The organism is Citrobacter telavivensis, from assembly GCF_041807075.1.
In the GTDB taxonomy this organism is placed as follows: domain Bacteria; phylum Pseudomonadota; class Gammaproteobacteria; order Enterobacterales; family Enterobacteriaceae; genus Citrobacter_A; species Citrobacter_A telavivensis.
This window is the reverse complement of sequence record NZ_JBGUBF010000001.1, coordinates 979,464-999,715: the sequence shown is the minus strand read 5'-3', so window position 1 is coordinate 999,715 and position 20,252 is coordinate 979,464. Positions and strand designations below refer to the sequence as shown.

Below are 20,252 nucleotides of genomic sequence, written 5' to 3'. Positions count from 1 at the left end.
GGATCGCTATGTCACCCTCTGATACCCCCATCAACTGGAAACGTAATCTCACCGTCGCCTGGCTCGGCTGTTTCTTAACCGGCGCCGCATTTAGCCTGGTGATGCCGTTTTTACCGTTATACGTCGAACAACTCGGCGTGACGGGCCACAGTGCGCTCAATATGTGGTCCGGGCTGGTTTTCAGTATTACGTTTCTTTTCTCCGCTATCGCCTCTCCCTTCTGGGGCGGACTCGCTGACCGTAAAGGCAGAAAGATAATGCTGCTGCGCTCTGCGCTGGGGATGGCGATAGTGATGTTGCTGATGGGCGTTGCGCAGAATATCTGGCAGTTTCTGGTACTGCGCGCGCTGCTTGGACTGCTGGGCGGATTCGTCCCCAACGCCAACGCGCTGATCGCCACCCAGGTCCCGCGTAATAAAAGCGGCTGGGCGCTGGGAACGCTCTCTACTGGCGGCGTCAGCGGTGCGCTGCTCGGCCCGCTGGCGGGCGGCCTGCTCGCCGACCAGTATGGCCTGCGCCCGGTTTTCTTCATCACCGCAACGGTACTGCTGATCTGTTTTTTACTGACGCTGTTTTTTATTCGCGAGAACTATAAACCGATCAGCAAGAAAGAGATGCTGCGCGTCCGGGAAGTGGTCGCCACGCTTAAAAACCCGAAACTGGTACTGAGTCTGTTTGTCACAACGCTGATTATCCAGGTGGCGACCGGGTCCATTGCGCCAATTCTGACGCTTTACGTGCGGGAACTGGCAGGTAACGTCAGTAATATTGCGTTTATCAGCGGGATGATCGCCTCCGTGCCCGGCGTCGCCGCGTTACTCAGCGCGCCACGGTTAGGCAAGCTGGGGGACCGCATCGGACCGGAGAAAATCCTCATCGTCGCGCTGATTCTTTCTGTTTTGCTGCTGATCCCGATGTCCTTTGTTCAGACCCCGTGGCAACTGGCGGTACTGCGTTTTTTACTGGGTGCTGCCGACGGCGCGCTGCTACCGGCAGTGCAGACGCTGCTGGTCTACAACTCTACAAACCAAATTGCCGGACGCATCTTCAGTTATAACCAGTCGTTTCGCGATATTGGCAACGTGACCGGCCCATTGATGGGCGCAGCGATTTCCGCTAATTATGGCTTCCGCGCGGTCTTTCTGGTCACCGCCGGGGTGGTGCTGTTTAACGCCATTTATTCCTGGAACAGCCTGCGCCGTCGCGCGCTCTCGCGAACCGTGGGATGATTTTTCAGCATTCATACTTGCATAACCGGAGAATCAGCTATTCTTTCCCTGAATACCTCGTCAAATCAAAGGGAGACTCTGATGACCATGTATGCAACGCTGGAAGAAGCCATTGACTCAGCCCGTGAAGAATTTATGGCGGACCATCCTGAGCTTGAGCAGGACGAAGCCAATGTACAGCAGCTTAACGTGCAAAAGTACGTGCTACAGGATGGCGACATCATGTGGCAGGTCGAGTTTTTTGCCGACGAAGGAGAGGAAGGCGAATGCCTGCCGATGCTCAGTGGCGAAGCTGCCCAAAGCGTCTTTGACGGCGATTATGATGAGATAGAGATCCGCCAGGAGTGGCTGGAAGAGAATACGCTGCACGAATGGGATGAAGGTGAATTTCAGCTTGAGCCCCCGCTGGACACCGAAGAGGGTCAAACCGCAGCCGATGAGTGGGATGAACGGTAATTACTCGTAAGGGCCGTGATGCATATCGAGCGGCAACAGCAGCGTATCAAACACCAGCGAGAAGGGCAGATCGAGGATGGTGACATAGCGCCATGCTGAGTCCCGGACGTCCCACTGCACTCCCGGATAGTACTGGTTGCCATGCCCCTGCCCGGGGATTGTCCGACTGATAATGCTGCCGCACCCGCTTAATAGCATTACCATGATACCCACCGCTATGAGTCGCACGTGATACCTCATCATTCGTTTTCTTCAGTATAAAAAAATACCGGCGCAGGCCGGTATTTTTCAGATGATTCAGCCGGATGGCGCCTACTGATTTTTCAGCGCCTGCGGGTTCAGGGTAATGTCCTGATAGTAACTCACCCACGATGAATACTTCTCTGGCGAGTTCCAGACACGATAGTGTAAACGTGCCATCGTCACCGGATCGCTCAGCAGTACCAGACGGCGGTCGCGATTCAGTTTTTCCGGCGTTTCGTTCAGGGCTTGTTCGACGTGACGATCGCGGGCAATTTCCAGCACATGGCTTGCACGATGACGTGCCGTCGCCATCGCCGTTGCCAGCGCATTAAACGACGGGTTGAACACCGCATGCATAAAGCCATCGTCGAGCGCGCGTTTACGGTTCATCACCAGATACTTATCGGTATCCACCAGTACCTGCGGCGGCGAATACTCTTCCGGGATCAGGAACAGCTTCCAGCGTTTGGTACGCAAACCGACCGTTGAACGGCTGGAGATCACCGAGACAAACGGCGACAGGATCAGCGAGACGACAATCGGTGCCAGCCAGAACAGGAAGCGCAGATCCAACCACGCCATCCCGACCGCCCACACCAGCCCCAGCAGCAGTTGCGAACCGTGACGCATAAACGCTTCGCCCCACGGAGTCGAGTCATCGTCACGCTGCGGCGAATTCCAGACCACTTCCCAACCGAGGAAGGCGCTCACCACGAAGACGGTGTGGAACAGCATGCGCACCGGCGCCAGCAGCACGGAGAACAGCACCTCCAGCAGCAGCGACAGCGTGACGCGAATAAATCCACCGAACTCTTTGGTGCCTTTACACCAGATGAGCAGAATACTCAGCAGTTTAGGCAGGAACAGCAGCACCATCGTTGAAGCAAACAGCGCAATCGCCAGTTCAGGACGCCACTGCGGCCAGACCGGGAACAGCTGGCGCGGTTGCAGGAAGTATTGCGGCTCGGTGAGCGCGTGTACCACCTGTAGCGCGGTCGACAGCGCGAGGAACATAAACCACAACGGCGCGGAGAGATAAGACATCACCCCGGTCAGGAACACGGCGCGGTGAACCGGGTGCATCCCTTTCACAAGGAACAGACGGAAGTTCATCAGGTTGCCGTGACACCAGCGGCGGTCACGCTTCAGTTCGTCCAGCAGGTTTGGCGGCAGCTCTTCATAGGAGCCGGGCAGATCGTAAGCAATCCACACGCCCCACCCTGCACGACGCATCAGCGCCGCTTCCACGAAGTCGTGCGACAGGATAGAACCGGCGAAAGAGCCTTCACCCGGCAGCGGCGCCAGCGCACAGTGTTCGATGAACGGCTTCACGCGGATGATGGCGTTGTGGCCCCAGTAGTGGGATTCACCCAACTGCCAGAAGTGCAAACCGGCGGTGAACAAGGGTCCATATACGCGCGTCGCAAACTGCTGACAGCGAGCATACAGGGTGTCCATGCCGGACGCCTTCGGCGATGACTGAATGATCCCGGCATTCGGGTTCGCTTCCATCAAACGCACCAGACCGCTCAGGCATTCACCGGTCATGACGGAGTCAGCGTCCAGTACCACCATGTAGCTGTACTGGCTGCCCCAGCGACGGCAGAAGTCATCAATGTTACCGCTTTTACGCTTCACACGACGGCGACGACGGCGATAGAAAATCTGCCCTTCGCCCTGCACTTCAGCAATCAGTTCCATCCACGCCTTTTGCTCTGCGACGCAGATATCGGGGTTGTAGCTGTCACTGAGAATGTAGACATCAAAATGCTCGCCGTTGCCGGTCGCTTTTACCGATTCCCATGTGGCGCGCAGGCCCGCAAAAACGCGATCAACGTCTTCGTTACAGATAGGCATGATCAGCGCGGTACGGTGCTGCGGATTCAGCGGCTCATCTCCAACCGTTGACGCCGAAATACTGTACTTATCACGCCCAATCAGCAATTGCAGGAAGCCCATCAGCGCGGTCCAGAACCCGGCAGAAACCCAGCAGAACAGCACTGCAAAGAGGATCAAAATACCGGTTTGCAGCATATACGGCAGCAACTGCATGAAGGAGACCCACAGGTCCTGCCCGACCATATCCGCCGGATTGATCAGCGCCCAGCCCTGATACGGCAGAATCGTCTTCATGTACCAGGTCGCGACGACCGTCTGCGCCAACGTCAGCAACAGCAGCGTGTAACGGCGAATGGTGCCGACGGTACGCCACTTCTGCTCACTTTCCTGCTCTTCTTTGGTCAGCCGCGCCAGATAGCGCGGCGTGACGTCACGCCCACGCAGGCGGTCCCAGAAACGCCCAACCGGGTTGGTACGCCAGGGATCGGGAAACATTGATGACCGTTTGGCTTTCGGCATCGCCTGAAGCTGGTCGCGCCCTTCGTCATCTTTGATCAGTTGCCCTTCGCCCAGCGAGTCTGGCCAGGCTTGTTGCAGACGGGCTTTGACAGAACCCTGCGGTGAATCGTCTTCTCGCGAGTAACGGCGATGCTCGGCATCCAGCGCTTCATGCACCGCGCGGATGTCAGTTTTCGGCAATGCCGCTTTCTCGATGTCCGAGAGCGGCAAGGCGTCAATGTACTCAGTTGTCTTATTCATTGGCAGGTAACTGGTAGCTCCAGGTTTCACTCAACGTCTGATCGGCATTGACCAATGCAGCACGCATTTCAGTGGTTTTCTTCGCATCTTTCACTTTCACGCGCATCGTCATACGCCAACCTTTAGTGACCGGGTTGTAACGCACCGTTGTTTCCACGATCTCGCCGTTATCACCGATGCTGGTTTGCGCGGTGACCGGAGTATCCTGCGGTAGTTTTTTCATGTCCGTGCCGGTGAAGTCCACCACGAAGGCTATCGTGCCGTCAGGCTGGCGAATGAGATTCGACTGTTTGACATCGCCGGTGGAACGACGCGTCTGCTGCACCCAGGCGTTATCCGGCGCATGAAGTTTGTCTTCATCGCGGCTAAACGTCAGGGTGTATTTGAAGTTCATCTCTTTGCCCGGTTCAGGCAGTTGATCCGGTGTCCAGTAAGCCACGATGTTATCGTTGGTTTCATCATTGGTTGGAATTTCAACCAGTTCAATCTTACCTTTGCCCCACTCGCCTTTTGGCGTGATCCAGGCGCTTGGGCGCAGATCGTAACGGTCTTCGAGATCTTCAAAGCGTGAGAACTGACGGCCACGCTGCAGCAGGCCAAACCCCTGCGGGTTTTCCATTGCAAAACTGCTCACCGCAAGATGTTTCGGGTTATTCAGCGGACGCCAGATCCATTCGCCGTTGCCGGCATGAATCGACAAGCCGTTGGAGTCATGCAGTTCCGGACGGTAGTTGGTTGCCGGAGAAGGCTGGTTCGGCCCGTACAGGAACATACTGGTTAACGGCGCCACGCCCAGTTTGCCGACCTTATCGCGCAGGTAGACTTTCGATTGCACGTCGACGACGGTGTCACGTCCAGGGATTATCACAAAACGATAGGCCCCAGCCGCTCGCGGAGAGTCCAGTAATGCATAAATCGTCAGGCGTTTGTCAGTCGGTTTTGGACGTTCGATCCAGAACTCACGGAAGCGGGGAAATTCTTCACCTGAGGGCAGCGCGGTATCAATGGCCAGACCGCGTGCAGACAGACCATAAACCTGACCGGCACCCAGAACGCGGAAATAGCTCGCGCCAAGCATACTGACGATTTCATCATTTTTCTCTTTGCTGTTGATCGGGTACAACACTTTGAAACCCGCAAAGCCGAGATCTTTTACTGTGTCTTTATCATGCTGCACATCGCCAAAGTTAAAGTAGTCCGGGCTGTATTTGATTCTTTTGACAGCGGTTGCCGTGACTTCATTGATTTTGACCGGTGTGTCGAAGTACATACCCTGGTGGTAAAATTCGAGCTTAAATGGGGTCTTGAGATTGCTCCAGTAAGCTTTATCGCGATTAAACTGGATCTGCTGATAGTCCGCATATTTCATGTCGCGGAAAACGGAGGGCAAGTTACTTTTTGGCGCCTCATAGCCTTTACCGGCTAAGGATTGAGCTTGCTTTGCAACGTCATCGATGGAGAAGGCCCAGGCCGACGACGTGTACAGCGTTAACATGACTGCCGCACCCAACCAACGCATTTTCATCATTTGTGATTTATGTTTCATAATTAGTAAGCACTTCCCCCTTTGTGTGCTTATATCGATCCGATCTATTTTAATGGATAATCAGGCATTAGGACAACTGAATCCCTGCATTGTTCAGCACGCTGGCTCATGGTTTAGGCACCTCGCCGGACCCTTTTTCACTTTGCGTGCTTATCCTGGAGACAGGTCGTTGTTCTTCGTGTAGGGTTGCCACCGACTGTAACTATTAATCGGCTTAGGGATAAGACGATTAGTCTGAGAATCTGAGAATACGAAAACCTCTATGAATCCCGTACCCGCACAGCGTGAATATTTTCTTGACTCCATCCGCGCCTGGCTGATGTTGTTGGGTATTCCCTTCCATATCTCATTGATCTATTCCGGCCATAGCTGGCATGTGAACAGCGCTGAGCCCTCATGGTGGCTGACCCTGTTTAATGATTTTATCCATTCCTTCCGGATGCAGGTCTTTTTCGTTATTTCCGGTTATTTTTCGTACATGTTATTCCTGCGTTATCCGCTGGATCGCTGGTGGAAAGTACGCGTCGAACGCGTGGGTATTCCAATGCTTACCGCTATTCCTTTGCTGACGTTGCCGCAATTTATTATGTTGCAATATGTCAAAGGTAAAGCCGATAGCTGGCATTCACTCTCGCTGTATGAAAAATATAATACGCTGGTCTGGGAGTTAATTTCTCATCTCTGGTTTTTACTGGTACTGGTGGTATTAACAACCGTCAGTTTGTGGGTATTTAGCCGGATGCGAAAAAATCTGGAAAAGTCGGATAAAAAACGCCTGGCCGCCGTGTCGATGGGCAAACTGACGCTGATCTTTTTCTTCCTGGGTATGGGCTACGCGGTGGTGCGACGGACGCTGTTCATTGTTTATCCACCGATTCTCAGCGACGGCTTGTTTAATTTCGTTGCGATGCAAACGCTCTTTTATGTGCCTTTCTTTATGCTGGGCGCGCTGGCCTTTATCTCACCCGAACTGAAGGCCCTTTTCACCACGCCTTCCCGGGGATGTACGCTGGGGGCGGTTTTCGCCTTCATCGCCTATTTGCTGAATCAGCGCTACGGCAGTGGCGACGCCTGGATGTACGAAACGGAATATGTCATCACCATGGTACTCGGATTATGGATGGTCAATGTGGTGTTTTCCCTCGGCCATCGTTTACTCAATTTCCAGTCAGCCCGCGTCACCTATTTTGTCAATGCGTCGCTGTTTATCTATCTGGTGCATCATCCGTTAACGCTGTTTTACGGTGCGTGGATCACGCCGCATATTAGGTCGAATCTGCTGGGCTTTCTCTGCGGACTGATCTTTGTCGTGGGTATCGCACTGGTATTGTACGAAATTCATTTGCGCATTCCGCTGTTCAAATTCCTGTTCTCCGGTAAGCCGGCGGTCAGGCAGGAACAAAGCAAAAAAGTGACCAGCTAACGCTTGCTGCTACATTAAAGCAGCCACTCGACAGGCAATAGCGTTGCCAGTCGTACCAGAACCCGCTTCCAGAATCCTGTGGCGGGTTCTTTTTTTAACACCAGCTCCTGGTCCTGCTGTCGATCCACCCAGTTGATTCGCCCCCAGCGATCGAGCCGCAGTTGCCAGGCCGCATCGCGTTGGCTTTCGGTGAATCGTCGGTGGATCAATGTCGCCAGCGTCTCGCTTTCAATCACAAAGCCCATCTCGGTGTTCAACAACGTGGAACGCGGATCAAAATTGAGCGAGCCAATAAACACTTTACGCCCGTCAATGCTGAACGTCTTGGCGTGCAGACTGGAGCCGGAATTACCGGTCAGTCCGCGATCGTGAAGGACGATGTCGCGTTCACGCGTCGGCTTTAACTCGTACAGTTCTACGCCATAACGTAACAGTTTTTTCCGCCAGCGCGCGTAACCAGCATGCACCACCGCCACATCATTAGCGGCTAGTGAGTTGGTGAGGATCGCAATTTTGACGCCTTTACGCACCAGTTTCAGCAACTGGGCGACGCCTGCCCGGGTCGGGACAAAATAGGCAGAGATGATGTCAATCCGTTCTGCTGGTGAGCCCATCACGTCAAACAATCGTTGTGGCAGCAAAGAGTGACGCTGCGCTTTCCCCTCGCCTTTTAAAGGATCGTCACTTAACAGCCGGGTCTTCGCCCAGATGAGCGGTAGCGCCCCGCGATCGAGATGGGTCATAAAGGCGCTGGTTTCCAGTTTATGCTGGTATCGGCGGGTGATTGAGTCATTGTACCAGCTCTCGGGTAACTCGATGCGCTCGGTGATTTCTTGCTCCGACAGTGCCAGCACCGATTTCAACGTCGAGACCGACGCGCAGCGCCAGTAGCGTTCAAAATCCTCCGCGACCTCCCTGACGACGGGGCCGATCGCCATCACGTCCAGGTCTGAAAATAGCGGTTCCTCCCCCGCGCCGAAATAGGCATCGCCTATGTTTCGCCCGCCCACCAGGGTGACGACACCATCTGCGGTATAGCTTTTGTTATGCATCCGCCGATTGAGCCGGGCAAAATCGGTCAGATAGCCCAACATTCGTAGCATGCGAAAAGAGAACGGATTAAACAGGCGAACTTCAATATTGGGATGAGCGTCAAGCAGTTGCAGGGTGTCATCCAGCCCCGGCGTGTTGTTGTCATCAAGCAACAGGCGCACATGGACGCCGCGCTTTGCCGCCGCCAGCAGAACGGCGAACAACAGCCGCCCGGACATGTCGTCTTCCCAGATGTAGTACTGAACATCCAGCGTACGCTCCGCCATTTCCGCCAGACGATAGCGGGCGGCAAAGGCGTCCAGACTGTCATCCAGCGCAAGAATGCCACACTCTCCGGGATGATTTTCACACAGAGGAGCTGTTGCGCGGGCGAGCCGGGTCAGTTCATTCATCGCCTTGCTGGGTGAGTAAACGCTGGTAGAGTCGGGCTGTTTCTTCGTCATAACAGACAAAGTATATCTGCTCAGGTAAAGCGCGACGGGTAATAAATTCCGAAACGGTCTTGAGTGCAATTTCTGCCGCCGCCGCACGCGGATATCCATAGACTCCGGTGCTGATTGCCGGGAATGCAATAGAGGTGTAGCCATTGGCCAGCGCCAGATTCAGGCTATTGAAGTACGCATCCTGTAACTGTTGCGCTTCGTTATGCTCTCCGCCGCGCCAGACAGGGCCGACGGTGTGAATGACCGCTTTGGCGGGGAGGTTACCCGCAAGTGTTATCACCGCATGACCCGTTGGGCACTCGCCCTGCTGCTGCCTGACCTTCATGCAGGCTTCCAGTAATGCGGGACCCGCGGCGCGGTGGATCGCCCCATCAACGCCTCCGCCCCCCATCAGTGATGAGTTAGCGGCATTGACGATGACATCAACCGCGACGGTGGTGATATCCCCCTGGATAACATGAATACGCGATTCCATAGAATCTCCTTGCTTCACTCTATTCTGTAAGTGTACAGCAGGGGTCCCCTTGAAATCGCTTTTTTCGTGAGTTTGTCTGACCAGCCTATTCAGCGGTAATCGATACTCATCACCGCCAGCGTTTTCTGTTCATTGAGGTAGTGCAGGTCAACCGCGGCGATTTGTTTAAAGTGCTGCGGCGCGTTAAGCAATTCCTGCGGGGAATAATAGCGGGTCTGCGTGTGCCCCTCGTGATTGCACGACATTGCCAGGCGCTGCTGCACCCGACTCACCTCACAGGGTGGCTCCACAATTTGACCGACGAAATGAATAACCCCGCCCTGTCCACTCGTACCCGCCATGGCGGCGACCGAATTCAGGGCAAGAAGACCAAAAAGCAGAACGCTGGTTTTACGCGCGACAGATAACGGCATGATGGTTTCCTCAATGAACATTCATCCTTGAGGGGTGATGTTTTCCCTGACGGTGATTACGCCCAGGAGTCACGCATTCCGCGTCACTCTATTCATAGTTCAGTCACCTCACCTCTGCCACCGTAACCGCATAAATTATCAGCCAGTTATGACGATTTCGCAGAAGGCGGCCACTGTTGTGATAAATGCAGCGATTGACCGTCAGAAACCGTAACCACGATTTTGACGGTGTCTTGTGCAGAGATATTTAAACTGAGTCTGGTCAAATCAATGGCTTGATTAGCAGGTAGAGAAAGGGTCTTTTTCTGTCGTGACTGACTTTGTCCCGCCACGCCTTCGCGAAGGGCTAAAATCTGGACCTGACACACGCAGGGTTGCGTCAGGGTAACCTGCGGCGTAATCGTGTAAATGTCACCTTGCTGGGTTGTCGTAAAGGTTATCTGATTAGAGAGCGCCGCAAGGAGTAATAAGGTGTTCATGATGTCCTCCCGAAAAAAAACAGGGCTTTCGCCCTGTTTATATTCAGCACATAAACTGAATTAGTACTGGTTAGCCGTGGCGTTGTTACCAAAACCAACTTGTTTAACCAGAACGCTGGAGTCAGAAGCCGTCTGGTTAACCAGCGCGGCGTTACGTCCACCGTATTGGCTCACAGTAATATCCGAGTTTTTGCCGTTCCACTGATCGATGGTGGCGTTGTTTTTGAAGCCTTTCTGAGTCAGATCAATGGTGCTGTTATCTGAACCCTGGCCAACATCGGCGCCGTTACCATAGCCGTGCTGAGTGATTGTAGTGTCTGATTTACGAGCGTCGCTTTGCAGCGCAAGTGCGGCGTTATTGGTCCCGAACTGATAGATACTCAGGGTCGATTCCGGGCCAGAACTGCTTCCGCCACCGCCGTGATTACCGCCACCGCCGCCCCACTGTGGAACGGAACCAGCCAGAGCACTGCCAGAAACCACGATTGCTGCAAATGCTGCCACTTGTAAAAGTTTCATGGTAAACCCCCATCGGATTGATTTAAGCGTCGTCAATGTATTAGCGTTGAGTTACGCGAATTGCCATTTGCGACTGTCTCTGCACTACAACTGCTGTTTTCTGAGTACCATACTGAGTAATATTTGCTTTATTTCCAGAACCTTTCTGGATAATCATCGCAGTATTACCGTAATTACTTTGCGAAATACTGGCATCATTGGAATTACCCGACTGAGCAATATACGCAAAGTTATAAGCTCCTGATTGGTCAACTTTGGCCCGGTTGCTTCCACCTTCTTGTGAAACTACCGACAAAAGCTTAGAACCGTCCTGGCGTATCTTTGCACTATTATTAGTGCCGACCTGACCAATAATGGCTGCCTGATTAAATGAAGACTTGCTTAATTCATTTACCGCAAAGTTATATTCCGAATTTGCTAAATCATAACTTGTTGCGGAAGCAATCCCAGGCGCACCCAGTACTGTTAACATCATAAATAACAATTTGTTTTTCATGTTGTCACCCTGGACCTGGTCGTACATCGAGAAAATAACGTTCTCATCAGTTTTGTTGTTAACGCTAAACGTAATTTGTTAACGCTGCGTTACGATGAAGAGTATGTCCGCGGAAACATTTTAAATAACTCACCCGCCAGTGGTATTTTTATATATTCGCTCACCCCAAAGTGCTAATTTCGACACAAATACCCTGTTATCTACGCTTATTTTATTTTTTCCAGACTTACCGTTGATGCATTTTCTCGACATCAGCCAATGGGCTGTACAGTGGGCTTTCCAGGTGATGTTGTGTCGTTTAAGAAGTGAGAGATGAGCAAGTCGTGACAAGCATCGTTTTTTTCATCATCAAAATGCGCGACATCAACGGATGTCATGACGTCGCAATTTATCATCAGATTAAGGACTAGCATTATTTTGCTTTTTTATATTAAATTCATAGTGTTAATATAATTTGTATGATTTTTTAAATCTGTGCAATAACAGCAAAATGTACAACTTTTCTATCAAATCTAAACTTAAAAAAAGCTTAAGATTAACAAATTAATATATATTTTTACATTCTGTTACACGTTTAACACTTGCTTTAAGATTTGTAATGGCTAGATTGAAATCAGTTGTAGTTCATTTGTATTAATATTTTGACCCGTTCGGGCTGACTCTATTTTACTACACACAGCAGTGCAACATCTGTCAGTACTTCTGGTGCCTGATTTCTAAAGGCAACTGTCAGGTGTGCGACTAAAAAAGTGGGGTTTCATCATGTTTAATGAAGTCCATAGTATTCATAGTCATACATTATTGTTGATCACCAAACCATCCCTGCAAGCCACAGCATTATTGCAGCATTTAAAACAATCTCTGGCACTCACCGGAAAACTGCATAATATTCAACGTTCTCTGGATGATATTTCCACCAGTTGCATTGTTTTAGTCGATATGATGGAAGCGGATAAAAAGCTCATCCATTACTGGCAAGACAACTTAAGTCGGAAGAACAATAATTTAAAGACGTTATTGTTAAATACCCCCGATGATTATCCCTACCGGGATATTGAAAACTGGCCGCATATCAATGGCGTTTTTTATGTAGCGGATGATGAAGAACGTGTCGTAAACGGTTTGCAGGGGATCCTGCGGGGAGAATGCTACTTCTCACAGAAACTGGCCAGCTATCTGATCACTCACTCTGGTAACTACCGCTACAACAGCACAGAGTCGGCTCTCCTGACTCATCGTGAAAAAGAGATCCTGAATAAGCTACGTATCGGCGCTTCTAATATCGAAATCGCGCGCTCACTGTTTATCAGTGAGAATACGGTCAAGACGCATCTCTATAATCTTTTCAAGAAGATAGCTGTCAAAAATCGTACCCAGGCGGTTTCGTGGGCAAATGATAACCTCAGGCGATAAAGCCATGAAACGCTATTTGACCTGGCTTGTAGCGGCACAGTTTCTGCTCGCTGCCGGCGCTACGCAGGCTGTAGAAGTTGAAGTTCCTGGGCTCTTAACTGACCACACGGTTTCGTCTATTGGCCACGATTTTTATCGTGCTTTTAGCGACAAATGGGAAAGTGACTATCCAGGCAATTTGACTATCAATGAGCGACCCAGTGCACGTTGGGGAAGTTGGATCACCATAACGGTTAATCAGGACGTTATATTCCAGACTTTTTTATTTCCAACGAAAAGAGACTTCGAAAAAACTGTTGTCTTCGCGCTGGCGCAAACCGAGGACGCTTTAAACCGTCGGCAAATAGATCAAACTCTATTGAGTACCGGCGATTTAACGCATGACGAATTTTAAAGAGTGATTTTTGTCCGGAGGCTGTAATGCGTGTCAAACATGCAGTAGTAGTACTCATGCTTATTTCGCCATTAAGTTGGGCCGGAAATATGACCTTCCAGTTCCGCAATCCCAACTTTGGTGGAAACCCCAATAACGGTTCTTTTTTACTGAATAGCGCCCAGGCGCAGAACTCTTATAAAGATCCCAGTTATAACGACGATTACGGAATTGAAACTCCCTCCGCGTTGGATAACTTCACTCAGGCCATTCAGTCACAAATACTGGGCGGACTGTTGACCAATATTAACACGGGGAAACCCGGCAGGATGGTGACCAATGATTTCATTGTTGATATTTCCAACCGTGATGGTCAGTTGCAGCTAAATGTCACGGACAGGAAAACGGGAAAAACATCGACGATAGAAGTGTCGGGTTTACAGTCAGATTCCACCGGTTTCTAAGCACCGCTTCGTAAGGACAATTATCATGCAGCGCTTACTTGTATTCGTCGCCGTCATTTTACTGAGCGGATGCTTAACCGCCCCGCCAAAAGAAGCCGCTAAGCCGACATTAATGCCTCGTGCGCAAAGTTATAAGGATTTAACGCATTTACCCATGCCAACGGGCAAAATTTTTGTCTCGGTGTATAACATTCAGGATGAAACCGGACAGTTTAAACCCTACCCGGCCAGTAACTTCTCGACCGCCGTCCCGCAAAGCGCCACCGCGATGCTGGTTACGGCGCTGAAAGATTCCCGCTGGTTTGTACCGCTGGAGCGCCAGGGCCTGCAAAACCTGCTGAATGAACGTAAAATCATTCGTGCCGCCCAGGAAAACGGGACTGTCGCCATCAACAACCGGATCCCGCTACAGTCGCTGACGGCGGCAAATATCATGGTTGAAGGGTCGATTATCGGTTACGAAAGTAACGTGAAATCTGGCGGTGTGGGTGCACGTTATTTCGGTATTGGCGCGGACACACAGTACCAGCTTGACCAGATCGCGGTGAACCTGCGCGTGGTCAACGTCAGCACCGGTGAGATCCTCTCCTCGGTCAATACCAGTAAAACCATTCTGTCTTATGAAGTGCAGGCAGGAGTGTTCCGCTTTATCGATTACCAGAGGCTGCTGGAAGGTGAAATTGGCTACACCTCCAATGAACCGGTGATGTTATGCCTGATGTCCGCCATTGAAACGGGCGTCATCTTCCTTATCAACGATGGTATCGATCGCGGGCTGTGGGATTTGCAGAATAAAGCCGATCGCCAGAGCGATATTCTGGTGAAATACCGTCATATGTCGGTACCGCCGGAATCCTGATGACAGAGATAAAAAAAGCGTGAGGATTTCCTCACGCTTTTTTATTTTCCGCTATCGTGCGCGTACTTTGTCTTTCTCGCCTCGCCGCCAGCCACAGGCCGCTATTTTTCATGGCATAGCCAAAGAGTAAACCGACTGCCAGTGAAGGCAAGACCAGTTTCCAGTCCCCCTGCCCGGCAAACGTGGCACAGGCACCGATAAACGTGCCCGGCACAAATGACAGCAAGACCTGCTTTGCCTGAATACACATCAGGAAGGCCACAACGCCGGTGATCGCATAGCCCACCAGTTCCAGATGCGGCGTCAGCGCGCTACCGTAAATAATGACCAACGCCCACACCACGCCACTCAACAGCGTGGAAGCCGAAATGGCCAGCCCCTTTAACCCGCCCTGCGGACAAGCAAAATAGGCCGTACAGCCTAAAAATCCTGCCCAACTCAGTAAGCCAAGAGAGACGGCCACCCATCCCCAGATACCGGAGAGAATGCCCGTTGTGATTGCTATGGAAAGAAGTATGTTCATGCCGCGCATGATAACAGAAACAGGCAACATGAATGAGATCACGCACACAATTCATGCAATGGAAATTACACGTTGCAGCATAAGGTGATTTAAATCACACTTACGCGTCCGTCTCTTCTTCCAGTTCGTCCCACATCGCGCCAATAGCATCGCGTGTTAACGGCGCCATTGTCCGCCAGAAAGGGGTGGTGGCGTGTGCTTCAACTTTCCCGAGGAAAGAGCCACACCATGGAAGGATATAGTCCGCGAACAGGGTTTCCAGCGCCTCGCTTTCATCTTCCGCAGACTGATCTTCCAGCCAGGAAGCGGCCAGCAGCAACGTACCAATATGATCGGCTGGCGTTTCGGCAAGTGGCATTCCGCGCGCGGAAAGGAACGTCCGCACCTCAGATTCTGTCGCGCCTACCACCCACGCGCTGCGATACGGTGGCACCGAACACTCCGCACCGACAAACAGCGCATTGTAATCCGCCGCCAGTTGGGCCATATCGCAGCTTTTCTGCAAACGCGCCAACAGTTCATCCTGTTCGAGCGGCCAGCTTGCCGAGAGTTTACCTTCGCGAATCAGGGTAAAGAGCGGAACCAGTAAAGGATCCTGCGGTTGACGGTAATACAGCGATCCCAGTACGCGGCACAGGATAGAAAACTCGTTCATCAAAATATTCCAGCTCGTGGTAGTTAAAGTTCAGCAAATTCAGGAATCGGCGGCATACCGCGCGATTCCAGGAAATTGAGTAATCGTTTCGGCGTCACGTTTAAAATACGATCTTCCGGGAAGTTCACGTCTTCGAGGATTTTCAGGCACTCGCTAAAGTCACCCATCGTAAAGGCGGTATGAGAATCTGAGCCCAACGCCACCCAGCCGCCGGCATCGCGTACCGCCGCCGCTACCGCGCGACAGTTCGCTTCACTGCCTTTGCGCGAATGAAGGAAGGAGGAGTTGTTAATCTCCAGCGCAACCTCGTATTTCGCCGCAGCCTGGGCAATCGCCGTGATATCAACAGGATATTTCGGGTTGCCGGGGTGACTAATGATATGCACTACGCCGCTCGCCATGGTGGCGATCATCGCCTGTGTGTTGGTAGCTTCGTCGTGGGGAGCGAAAACCGGTTCATGGAAGCCTGCAATAATCAGATCCAGTGAGGTGAGCATCGGACCGGTACAGTCAATTTCACCTTCGATGTTTTTGATGTTTGCTTCAATGCCTCGCAGGATCCCTACCCCATCCACCACGCGCGGCCAGATACGCATATTGATAAAATGCCAGTGGTGCGGAGCATCCGCCATGTCCGGGCCGTGATCGGTAATTGCGAACAGTTTCAGTCCCTGGCGTTTAGCCTGAGCGATGTAATCGCTCAGGGTGCTATAAGCATGGGTACTGGCGACGGTATGCATATGCAGGTCAACGGGATACATGTCTCTCTCCTGTGGTCATTTTTCGACAAGGATAGCAGGAATCGCCTGCGTTTATTAGTCGAAACCCGGCATCTGCCGGGTATACCTCAGTAGCCGCGCTGGCGATCGACCTGTCCGGTCACCGCTTCACCGTTTTCCAGATGTGAAATCGTGCGGGAAATATAGGCAACGGCTTCTGCAGGACGCGTGACCGCGGCAATGTGTGGCGTCATCGCCACGCGCGGATGTTTCCACAGCGGACTGTCCTCTGGCAGCGGTTCACGACTGTAGACATCCAGCATTGCCCCTTTGAGTTTTTTGCTGTTCAGCGCGGTCAGCAGATCATCTTCGTTAACGTGGACACCGCGCGCAAGATTGAGCAGATAAGCGCCATCCTGCAACTGATCAAGCAGTTTTCCATTGATGATGCCGACCGTTTCCGCCGTATTGGGCAGCAGGTTAATCAACACGCGGGTCTGGCTGAGGAACGCGCCCAGCTCTTCGGTACCCGCAAAACTCTCGACACCTGGCCAGGTTTTGCGGCTGCGACTCCAGCAGCGCAGCGGGAAGCCCCAGGCCTGCAGGCTTTCAGCCACTTTTGCCCCCAGCACGCCAGCCCCCATGATCCCCACGGTAAACTCCTCGCGCATATATTCCGGCAGCGGTTGCCACTGGCTCTCATTTTTAAGCGCCTGGTAATCATCAAAGCGGCGAAACCAGTGCAACACCTGGCTGACCGCGTACTCCTGCATTTGCAAGCCCATGCCGGTATCTTCCAGACGAAAGAGAGGAATAGCGGGATCCAGCATGGTGGGATGGGCTTTCAGTTTGCTCAGGATCGAATCCACCCCGGCGCCAAGTGCAAACACGGCTTTAAGTTTACGCCCTTCCAGCATATCTACCGGTGGGTGCCAGACCAGCGCATAATCTGCCGGATCGTTATCGCCCGACTTCCACTCCCGGACTCTGGCACCAGGAATGGCGTTTTCCAGTGCGGCGATCCACCAGGGGGTATCAAACGTAGGGTGATAGAAAATGATATCCATACTGACTCCTGCGGGTTGCTGTGCGAAATTTTGCGCACTTATTGTCATCGTTTTCAACGGAATCATCAGCATAGCAAATTCGCTGGCGCTGGCAAAAAAAGCAGTTTCCGCTTAATTAACCTACAGGTTGCTTGAAGTTTGTGTAAACGCACGATTTTTTGGAAAAGTTGATTGACGCAGGCGGTGTATTTCCCTAAATTAGCGCCCGTTCCGGTATGTTAGGAACAACAATATGGTGAGGTGTCCGAGTGGCTGAAGGAGCACGCCTGGAAAGTGTGTATACGGCAACGTATCGGGGGTTCGAATCCCCCCCTCACCGCCATATTTCAGATGAGAGCCGGTACATATGTATCGGCTCTTTTCTTTTATGTTCTCCATCGGGGGGGATGAGAATCCCCGACCGGGGGTCGACAACGGGCAAAGCCCGTTGGACAGACCGCGAACACCGTGAGCGGGCTGCCCGTCAGGGCGAGCGAAGCGAGTCAATCCCCCCCTCACCGCCATATTTCAGATGAGAGCCGGTACTTATGTATCGGCTCTTTTCTTTTATGTTCTCCATCGGGGGGGATGAGAATCCCCGACCGGGGGTCGACAACGGGCTGCCCGTCAGGGCGAGCGAAGCGAGTCAATCCCCCCCTCACCGCCATATTTAAGAAAGAGCTCGTACGCAAGTACGGGCTTTTTTTTCGCATATTGCACAGGTCCGTGGCTGCCCGTCAGGGCGAGTCAATCCCCCCCAGAATGCCCCCCTGTCTGCGCTTGATTTAATCGGCCGTTAATCATGTTAATGTGATATCCCTTTTATATTTGTGGACAACACAATGAGCGTGCTTTACGTCGTCGTCTTAACCTATGTCAAACCATTGCATGAAATTGATGCGCAACTTCCCGCCCATGTTGAATGGTTAAAAAAAGGTTACGCCGCTAATCTTTTTCTGGCTTCCGGGCGCAGGCTCCCGCGAACAGGAGGCGTGATTCTCGCGAAATGCGATAACGAGGAGCAACTCAAACACTATCTGGCACAGGATCCCTTTCAACGCTCCGGTGTCGCTAACGTTGAATTGATTCCATTCGAACCCTCGATGATGGTCACTGAATTGCAGTCTCTTTTATAATGCTTAAAAAACAAAGCCCGGTCTCCCGGGCTCTGCACGCAGCATTAATTAGAACGACCAGCTTATCCCTACAGCCGCACGCCACGGAGACTCAACATCCGCCCCGCTGCCGTAACTGGCGCTAAGATGTCCACTCAGATCCTCAGTGAATTTCGCGCGAATACCCACCTGGTATACCCCTCGGGTTCCGGACAGATCGTTAACGAAATGTCCGTCATCATTCACATTAACCTTGTTGTCATCAGCGTATTCCTGTCTCACCGCCGCTTTCACCCATGGCTGAATCTCAACGCCATTATTCAGCGTCACATGATAATCGGTTTTCAGGCCAGCTTCGGCTCGAGCGATACGCGTGTTGTCCACTTCGGCACGCATCCCGTTTGAAAGGGTGTACTTGTTGCTGTCGGTGGTAAACCCGGTAAAGGCCGCATAAGGCGTTATGCCCAGGTCGCCTGCGGACAAACGCATCCCGCTTTCAAGATGCGCACCCGCGCCGTATGCACTGTAGCTGCCATTTGCCGCGCCGCCACCGGTCATGCGGCCTTTGACATCATTTTCAAAACGGTTCACTTTCACAATGCCGTCGACATAAAGACCATTGTTATGCTGCCAGCTTGCATAGGCGCCCAGCGCGTAGCTGTCCACATTGCCTTTACCGCCACGGTCGAAGCCTACGTTCGAATGTGAGTAACTGAAAAATCCGCCTGTCGTTATTCCACTGTTCTCGTGCTGGAAATGACGATCCGCACCAATCGTCACCCCGCTCAGCGTGTGATCGAAACCCGCCCCCGCCGAAGTGGATACGTCATCACGCGTATTGTAAACCGTGCTCCAGACGGCTCCATCCCGACTGAATGAATCGCGACCATCCAAACGTTCACGCACACTATCCAGTTCTGCATCGAATACGAGCGGCTCCACTGCGGCCATATTCAGTACGGCAGCCGTTGAGGGTGTGATGCGTTTTTTAACGATCTCAGGCTGTGGCTTCACCACCGGTACAGAATCAGCGGGAGAATCTGGATTCGGTTCAGGTTTAGATTGTCCCGGTTGTTCAGGTTCTGGCTTTTGGGTCAGATCCGCAATAAGCGACCACTTGCCCTCTTCTTTTTCTTTCAGTGTGTATTGGTATGTACCCAAATCGACTACGCCATCTTTATTACCCAGCGCAAATGTTGCATCACCGCTTGCTGTTTTTACCAGCAACAGACTTTGATCTTTATCCGGGCTAGAACCCGTATCTTCGACAAAAACATTGAAAGCGCCAGAGGCATTTCCAGTCACATCAAGAAGATCACTTTTCCCCGCAGACACATTGGTTTGCATGTAAAAGTCACCTTTTCCTTCCAGCGTATCCAGAGTCAGGGTATTCCAGCCACTGCTTTTGCTAACTGGCATGTCATGCAAATAAACTTTACCGCCGTCCAGTTGCAGGGCTTTCAGTGAATATGCAACATCTTCGGCACCCGCATTCAGTCGGAGTGTGCCCTGGCCGCCAACCTTAACATTTGCGGTTTCAGTCATGGCCTCTTTATAAAGAACCATCTGACCACCATGGATGTTGAAATCACCTTTGACCTTACCTGTTTCGGCATAGAAAGAGCCGCCAAAAATATCTGCACTTTCGACGGTTCCACCCTTTAAATAAAGTGAACTTTCATTGTTAAGCGTGGTTTTCTCTGCGGTTCCGC

The 20,252-nt window shown here is 52.0% G+C and carries 22 protein-coding genes and 1 tRNA gene; 9 read left to right on the top strand and 14 right to left on the bottom strand.

All coding sequences use genetic code 11. The features are described 5' to 3' along the window. Window positions 1-8 precede the first annotated feature (8 nt). Both mdtG and ACERJC_RS04735 read left to right on the top strand, forming a co-directional pair. Window positions 9-1,229 carry a multidrug efflux MFS transporter MdtG gene (gene mdtG / locus ACERJC_RS04740; RefSeq protein WP_286633071.1) on the top strand — a complete coding sequence of 407 codons (1,221 nt, stop codon included), beginning with the start codon at window positions 9-11 and terminating at the stop codon, window positions 1,227-1,229. A gap of 81 nt (window positions 1,230-1,310) precedes the next feature. Further along, entirely contained in the window at window positions 1,311-1,685 is a 375-nt protein-coding gene (locus tag ACERJC_RS04735; protein ID WP_042319704.1) for a MysB family protein, read from the top strand. Here ACERJC_RS04735 and ACERJC_RS04730 read toward each other — a convergent pair whose 3' ends face one another. The 3 genes from ACERJC_RS04730 to mdoG form a co-directional block, all read right to left on the bottom strand. Then, the gene (locus tag ACERJC_RS04730) at window positions 1,686-1,913 is read right to left on the bottom strand and encodes a YceK/YidQ family lipoprotein (protein WP_152406352.1); all 228 of its coding nucleotides are present in this window, start codon (window positions 1,911-1,913) and stop codon (window positions 1,686-1,688) included. A gap of 84 nt (window positions 1,914-1,997) precedes the next feature. Next, the gene (mdoH, locus tag ACERJC_RS04725; protein WP_152405103.1) at window positions 1,998-4,526 is read right to left on the bottom strand and encodes a glucans biosynthesis glucosyltransferase MdoH; all 2,529 of its coding nucleotides are present in this window, start codon (window positions 4,524-4,526) and stop codon (window positions 1,998-2,000) included. Then, entirely contained in the window at window positions 4,519-6,054 is a 1,536-nt protein-coding gene (gene mdoG / locus ACERJC_RS04720; protein WP_152405104.1) for a glucans biosynthesis protein MdoG, read from the bottom strand. The genes mdoH and mdoG overlap by 8 nt, the downstream gene beginning before the upstream one ends. 280 nt (window positions 6,055-6,334) lie before the next feature. On the opposite strand from mdoG, the gene mdoC reads away from it, so the two are divergent. After that, complete coding sequence (gene mdoC / locus ACERJC_RS04715; protein ID WP_373671162.1) at window positions 6,335-7,495, top strand: glucans biosynthesis protein MdoC; 1,161 nt, start codon at window positions 6,335-6,337, stop codon at window positions 7,493-7,495. 14 nt (window positions 7,496-7,509) lie between these two features. Here the strand turns inward: mdoC and ACERJC_RS04710 are convergent, their stop codons facing one another. The 6 genes from ACERJC_RS04710 to csgB all read right to left on the bottom strand — a co-directional run bounded on the left by ACERJC_RS04710 (window position 7,510) and on the right by csgB (window position 11,373). Further along, entirely contained in the window at window positions 7,510-8,991 is a 1,482-nt protein-coding gene (locus tag ACERJC_RS04710) for a phospholipase D family protein (RefSeq protein WP_373671161.1), read from the bottom strand. Further along, the gene (ymdB, locus tag ACERJC_RS04705; protein WP_373671159.1) at window positions 8,933-9,466 is read right to left on the bottom strand and encodes an O-acetyl-ADP-ribose deacetylase; all 534 of its coding nucleotides are present in this window, start codon (window positions 9,464-9,466) and stop codon (window positions 8,933-8,935) included. The genes ACERJC_RS04710 and ymdB overlap by 59 nt, the downstream gene beginning before the upstream one ends. Before the next feature lie 89 nt (window positions 9,467-9,555). After that, window positions 9,556-9,879: a YmdA family protein gene (locus ACERJC_RS04700; protein ID WP_187696624.1), complete on the bottom strand. Its 324-nt coding sequence runs from the start codon at window positions 9,877-9,879 to the stop codon at window positions 9,556-9,558. 146 nt (window positions 9,880-10,025) lie between these two features. Next, entirely contained in the window at window positions 10,026-10,358 is a 333-nt protein-coding gene (gene csgC / locus ACERJC_RS04695) for a curli assembly chaperone CsgC (RefSeq protein WP_178828270.1), read from the bottom strand. A 60-nt stretch (window positions 10,359-10,418) separates the two neighbouring features. Continuing rightward, window positions 10,419-10,877 carry a curli major subunit CsgA gene (gene csgA / locus ACERJC_RS04690; protein ID WP_152405109.1) on the bottom strand — a complete coding sequence of 153 codons (459 nt, stop codon included), beginning with the start codon at window positions 10,875-10,877 and terminating at the stop codon, window positions 10,419-10,421. Window positions 10,878-10,917: 40 nt separating this feature from the next. After that, entirely contained in the window at window positions 10,918-11,373 is a 456-nt protein-coding gene (gene csgB, locus ACERJC_RS04685; protein WP_178828272.1) for a curli minor subunit CsgB, read from the bottom strand. Window positions 11,374-12,135: 762 nt separating this feature from the next. Here csgB and csgD point away from each other — a divergent pair. From csgD to csgG, 4 genes are read left to right on the top strand one after another with little or no spacing between them, the layout of a single operon-like run. After that, complete coding sequence (gene csgD, locus ACERJC_RS04680) at window positions 12,136-12,786, top strand: biofilm master transcriptional regulator CsgD (RefSeq protein ID WP_152405111.1); 651 nt, start codon at window positions 12,136-12,138, stop codon at window positions 12,784-12,786. Window positions 12,787-12,790: 4 nt separating this feature from the next. Then, window positions 12,791-13,180, top strand: coding sequence for a curli production assembly/transport protein CsgE (gene csgE / locus ACERJC_RS04675; RefSeq protein WP_152405112.1), 390 nt, complete (start codon window positions 12,791-12,793; stop codon window positions 13,178-13,180). A gap of 26 nt (window positions 13,181-13,206) precedes the next feature. Beyond that, window positions 13,207-13,623, top strand: a complete 417-nt coding sequence (csgF, locus tag ACERJC_RS04670) for a curli production assembly/transport protein CsgF (RefSeq protein ID WP_152405113.1) — start codon at window positions 13,207-13,209, stop codon at window positions 13,621-13,623. A 25-nt stretch (window positions 13,624-13,648) separates the two neighbouring features. After that, window positions 13,649-14,482 carry a curli production assembly/transport protein CsgG gene (gene csgG, locus ACERJC_RS04665; protein ID WP_152405114.1) on the top strand — a complete coding sequence of 278 codons (834 nt, stop codon included), beginning with the start codon at window positions 13,649-13,651 and terminating at the stop codon, window positions 14,480-14,482. A gap of 31 nt (window positions 14,483-14,513) precedes the next feature. Here the strand turns inward: csgG and ACERJC_RS04660 are convergent, their stop codons facing one another. From ACERJC_RS04660 to ghrA, 4 genes are all read right to left on the bottom strand, one after another. Then, window positions 14,514-15,005 (bottom strand): DUF1097 domain-containing protein, encoded by a 492-nt coding sequence (locus ACERJC_RS04660; RefSeq protein ID WP_046497763.1) that lies wholly within the window; start codon window positions 15,003-15,005, stop codon window positions 14,514-14,516. A gap of 100 nt (window positions 15,006-15,105) precedes the next feature. Continuing rightward, a complete protein-coding gene (locus tag ACERJC_RS04655) occupies window positions 15,106-15,660 on the bottom strand; it encodes a TorD/DmsD family molecular chaperone (RefSeq protein ID WP_373671158.1) in 555 nt (184 codons plus the stop codon). A 23-nt stretch (window positions 15,661-15,683) separates the two neighbouring features. Then, entirely contained in the window at window positions 15,684-16,421 is a 738-nt protein-coding gene (locus ACERJC_RS04650; RefSeq protein ID WP_152405116.1) for a phosphatase, read from the bottom strand. Between the two features lie 86 nt (window positions 16,422-16,507). Beyond that, window positions 16,508-17,446, bottom strand: a complete 939-nt coding sequence (gene ghrA / locus ACERJC_RS04645; RefSeq protein WP_152405117.1) for a glyoxylate/hydroxypyruvate reductase GhrA — start codon at window positions 17,444-17,446, stop codon at window positions 16,508-16,510. A 234-nt stretch (window positions 17,447-17,680) separates the two neighbouring features. Between ghrA and ACERJC_RS04640 the strand changes: the two genes are divergently transcribed. Both ACERJC_RS04640 and ACERJC_RS04635 read left to right on the top strand, forming a co-directional pair. After that, a tRNA-Ser gene (locus ACERJC_RS04640) sits at window positions 17,681-17,768 on the top strand. A gap of 499 nt (window positions 17,769-18,267) precedes the next feature. Continuing rightward, entirely contained in the window at window positions 18,268-18,561 is a 294-nt protein-coding gene (locus ACERJC_RS04635; RefSeq protein WP_152405118.1) for a YciI family protein, read from the top strand. A 48-nt stretch (window positions 18,562-18,609) separates the two neighbouring features. Here ACERJC_RS04635 and ACERJC_RS25495 read toward each other — a convergent pair whose 3' ends face one another. Beyond that, window positions 18,610-20,085: an autotransporter outer membrane beta-barrel domain-containing protein gene (locus ACERJC_RS25495; protein WP_444861456.1), complete on the bottom strand. Its 1,476-nt coding sequence runs from the start codon at window positions 20,083-20,085 to the stop codon at window positions 18,610-18,612. Window positions 20,086-20,252: the final 167 nt, after the last annotated feature.

Coding starts and splice junctions, on each gene's coding strand:
- csgE (WP_152405112.1), top strand. CDS start 12,791: ATGAAACGCTATTTGACCTGGCTTGTAGCGGCACAGTTTCTGCTCGCT.
- mdoG (WP_152405104.1), bottom strand. CDS start 6,054: ATGATGAAAATGCGTTGGTTGGGTGCGGCAGTCATGTTAACGCTGTAC.
- ACERJC_RS25495 (WP_444861456.1), bottom strand. CDS start 20,085: ATGACTGAAACCGCAAATGTTAAGGTTGGCGGCCAGGGCACACTCCGA.
- ACERJC_RS04650 (WP_152405116.1), bottom strand. CDS start 16,421: ATGTATCCCGTTGACCTGCATATGCATACCGTCGCCAGTACCCATGCT.
- ACERJC_RS04700 (WP_187696624.1), bottom strand. CDS start 9,879: ATGCCGTTATCTGTCGCGCGTAAAACCAGCGTTCTGCTTTTTGGTCTT.
- csgB (WP_178828272.1), bottom strand. CDS start 11,373: ATGAAAAACAAATTGTTATTTATGATGTTAACAGTACTGGGTGCGCCT.
- ymdB (WP_373671159.1), bottom strand. CDS start 9,466: ATGGAATCGCGTATTCATGTTATCCAGGGGGATATCACCACCGTCGCG.
- mdoC (WP_373671162.1), top strand. CDS start 6,335: ATGAATCCCGTACCCGCACAGCGTGAATATTTTCTTGACTCCATCCGC.
- ACERJC_RS04655 (WP_373671158.1), bottom strand. CDS start 15,660: ATGAACGAGTTTTCTATCCTGTGCCGCGTACTGGGATCGCTGTATTAC.
- csgA (WP_152405109.1), bottom strand. CDS start 10,877: ATGAAACTTTTACAAGTGGCAGCATTTGCAGCAATCGTGGTTTCTGGC.
- mdoH (WP_152405103.1), bottom strand. CDS start 4,526: ATGAATAAGACAACTGAGTACATTGACGCCTTGCCGCTCTCGGACATC.
- csgF (WP_152405113.1), top strand. CDS start 13,207: ATGCGTGTCAAACATGCAGTAGTAGTACTCATGCTTATTTCGCCATTA.
- csgD (WP_152405111.1), top strand. CDS start 12,136: ATGTTTAATGAAGTCCATAGTATTCATAGTCATACATTATTGTTGATC.
- ghrA (WP_152405117.1), bottom strand. CDS start 17,446: ATGGATATCATTTTCTATCACCCTACGTTTGATACCCCCTGGTGGATC.
- mdtG (WP_286633071.1), top strand. CDS start 9: ATGTCACCCTCTGATACCCCCATCAACTGGAAACGTAATCTCACCGTC.
- ACERJC_RS04635 (WP_152405118.1), top strand. CDS start 18,268: ATGAGCGTGCTTTACGTCGTCGTCTTAACCTATGTCAAACCATTGCAT.
- ACERJC_RS04735 (WP_042319704.1), top strand. CDS start 1,311: ATGACCATGTATGCAACGCTGGAAGAAGCCATTGACTCAGCCCGTGAA.
- csgC (WP_178828270.1), bottom strand. CDS start 10,358: ATGAACACCTTATTACTCCTTGCGGCGCTCTCTAATCAGATAACCTTT.
- ACERJC_RS04710 (WP_373671161.1), bottom strand. CDS start 8,991: ATGACGAAGAAACAGCCCGACTCTACCAGCGTTTACTCACCCAGCAAG.
- csgG (WP_152405114.1), top strand. CDS start 13,649: ATGCAGCGCTTACTTGTATTCGTCGCCGTCATTTTACTGAGCGGATGC.
- ACERJC_RS04660 (WP_046497763.1), bottom strand. CDS start 15,005: ATGAACATACTTCTTTCCATAGCAATCACAACGGGCATTCTCTCCGGT.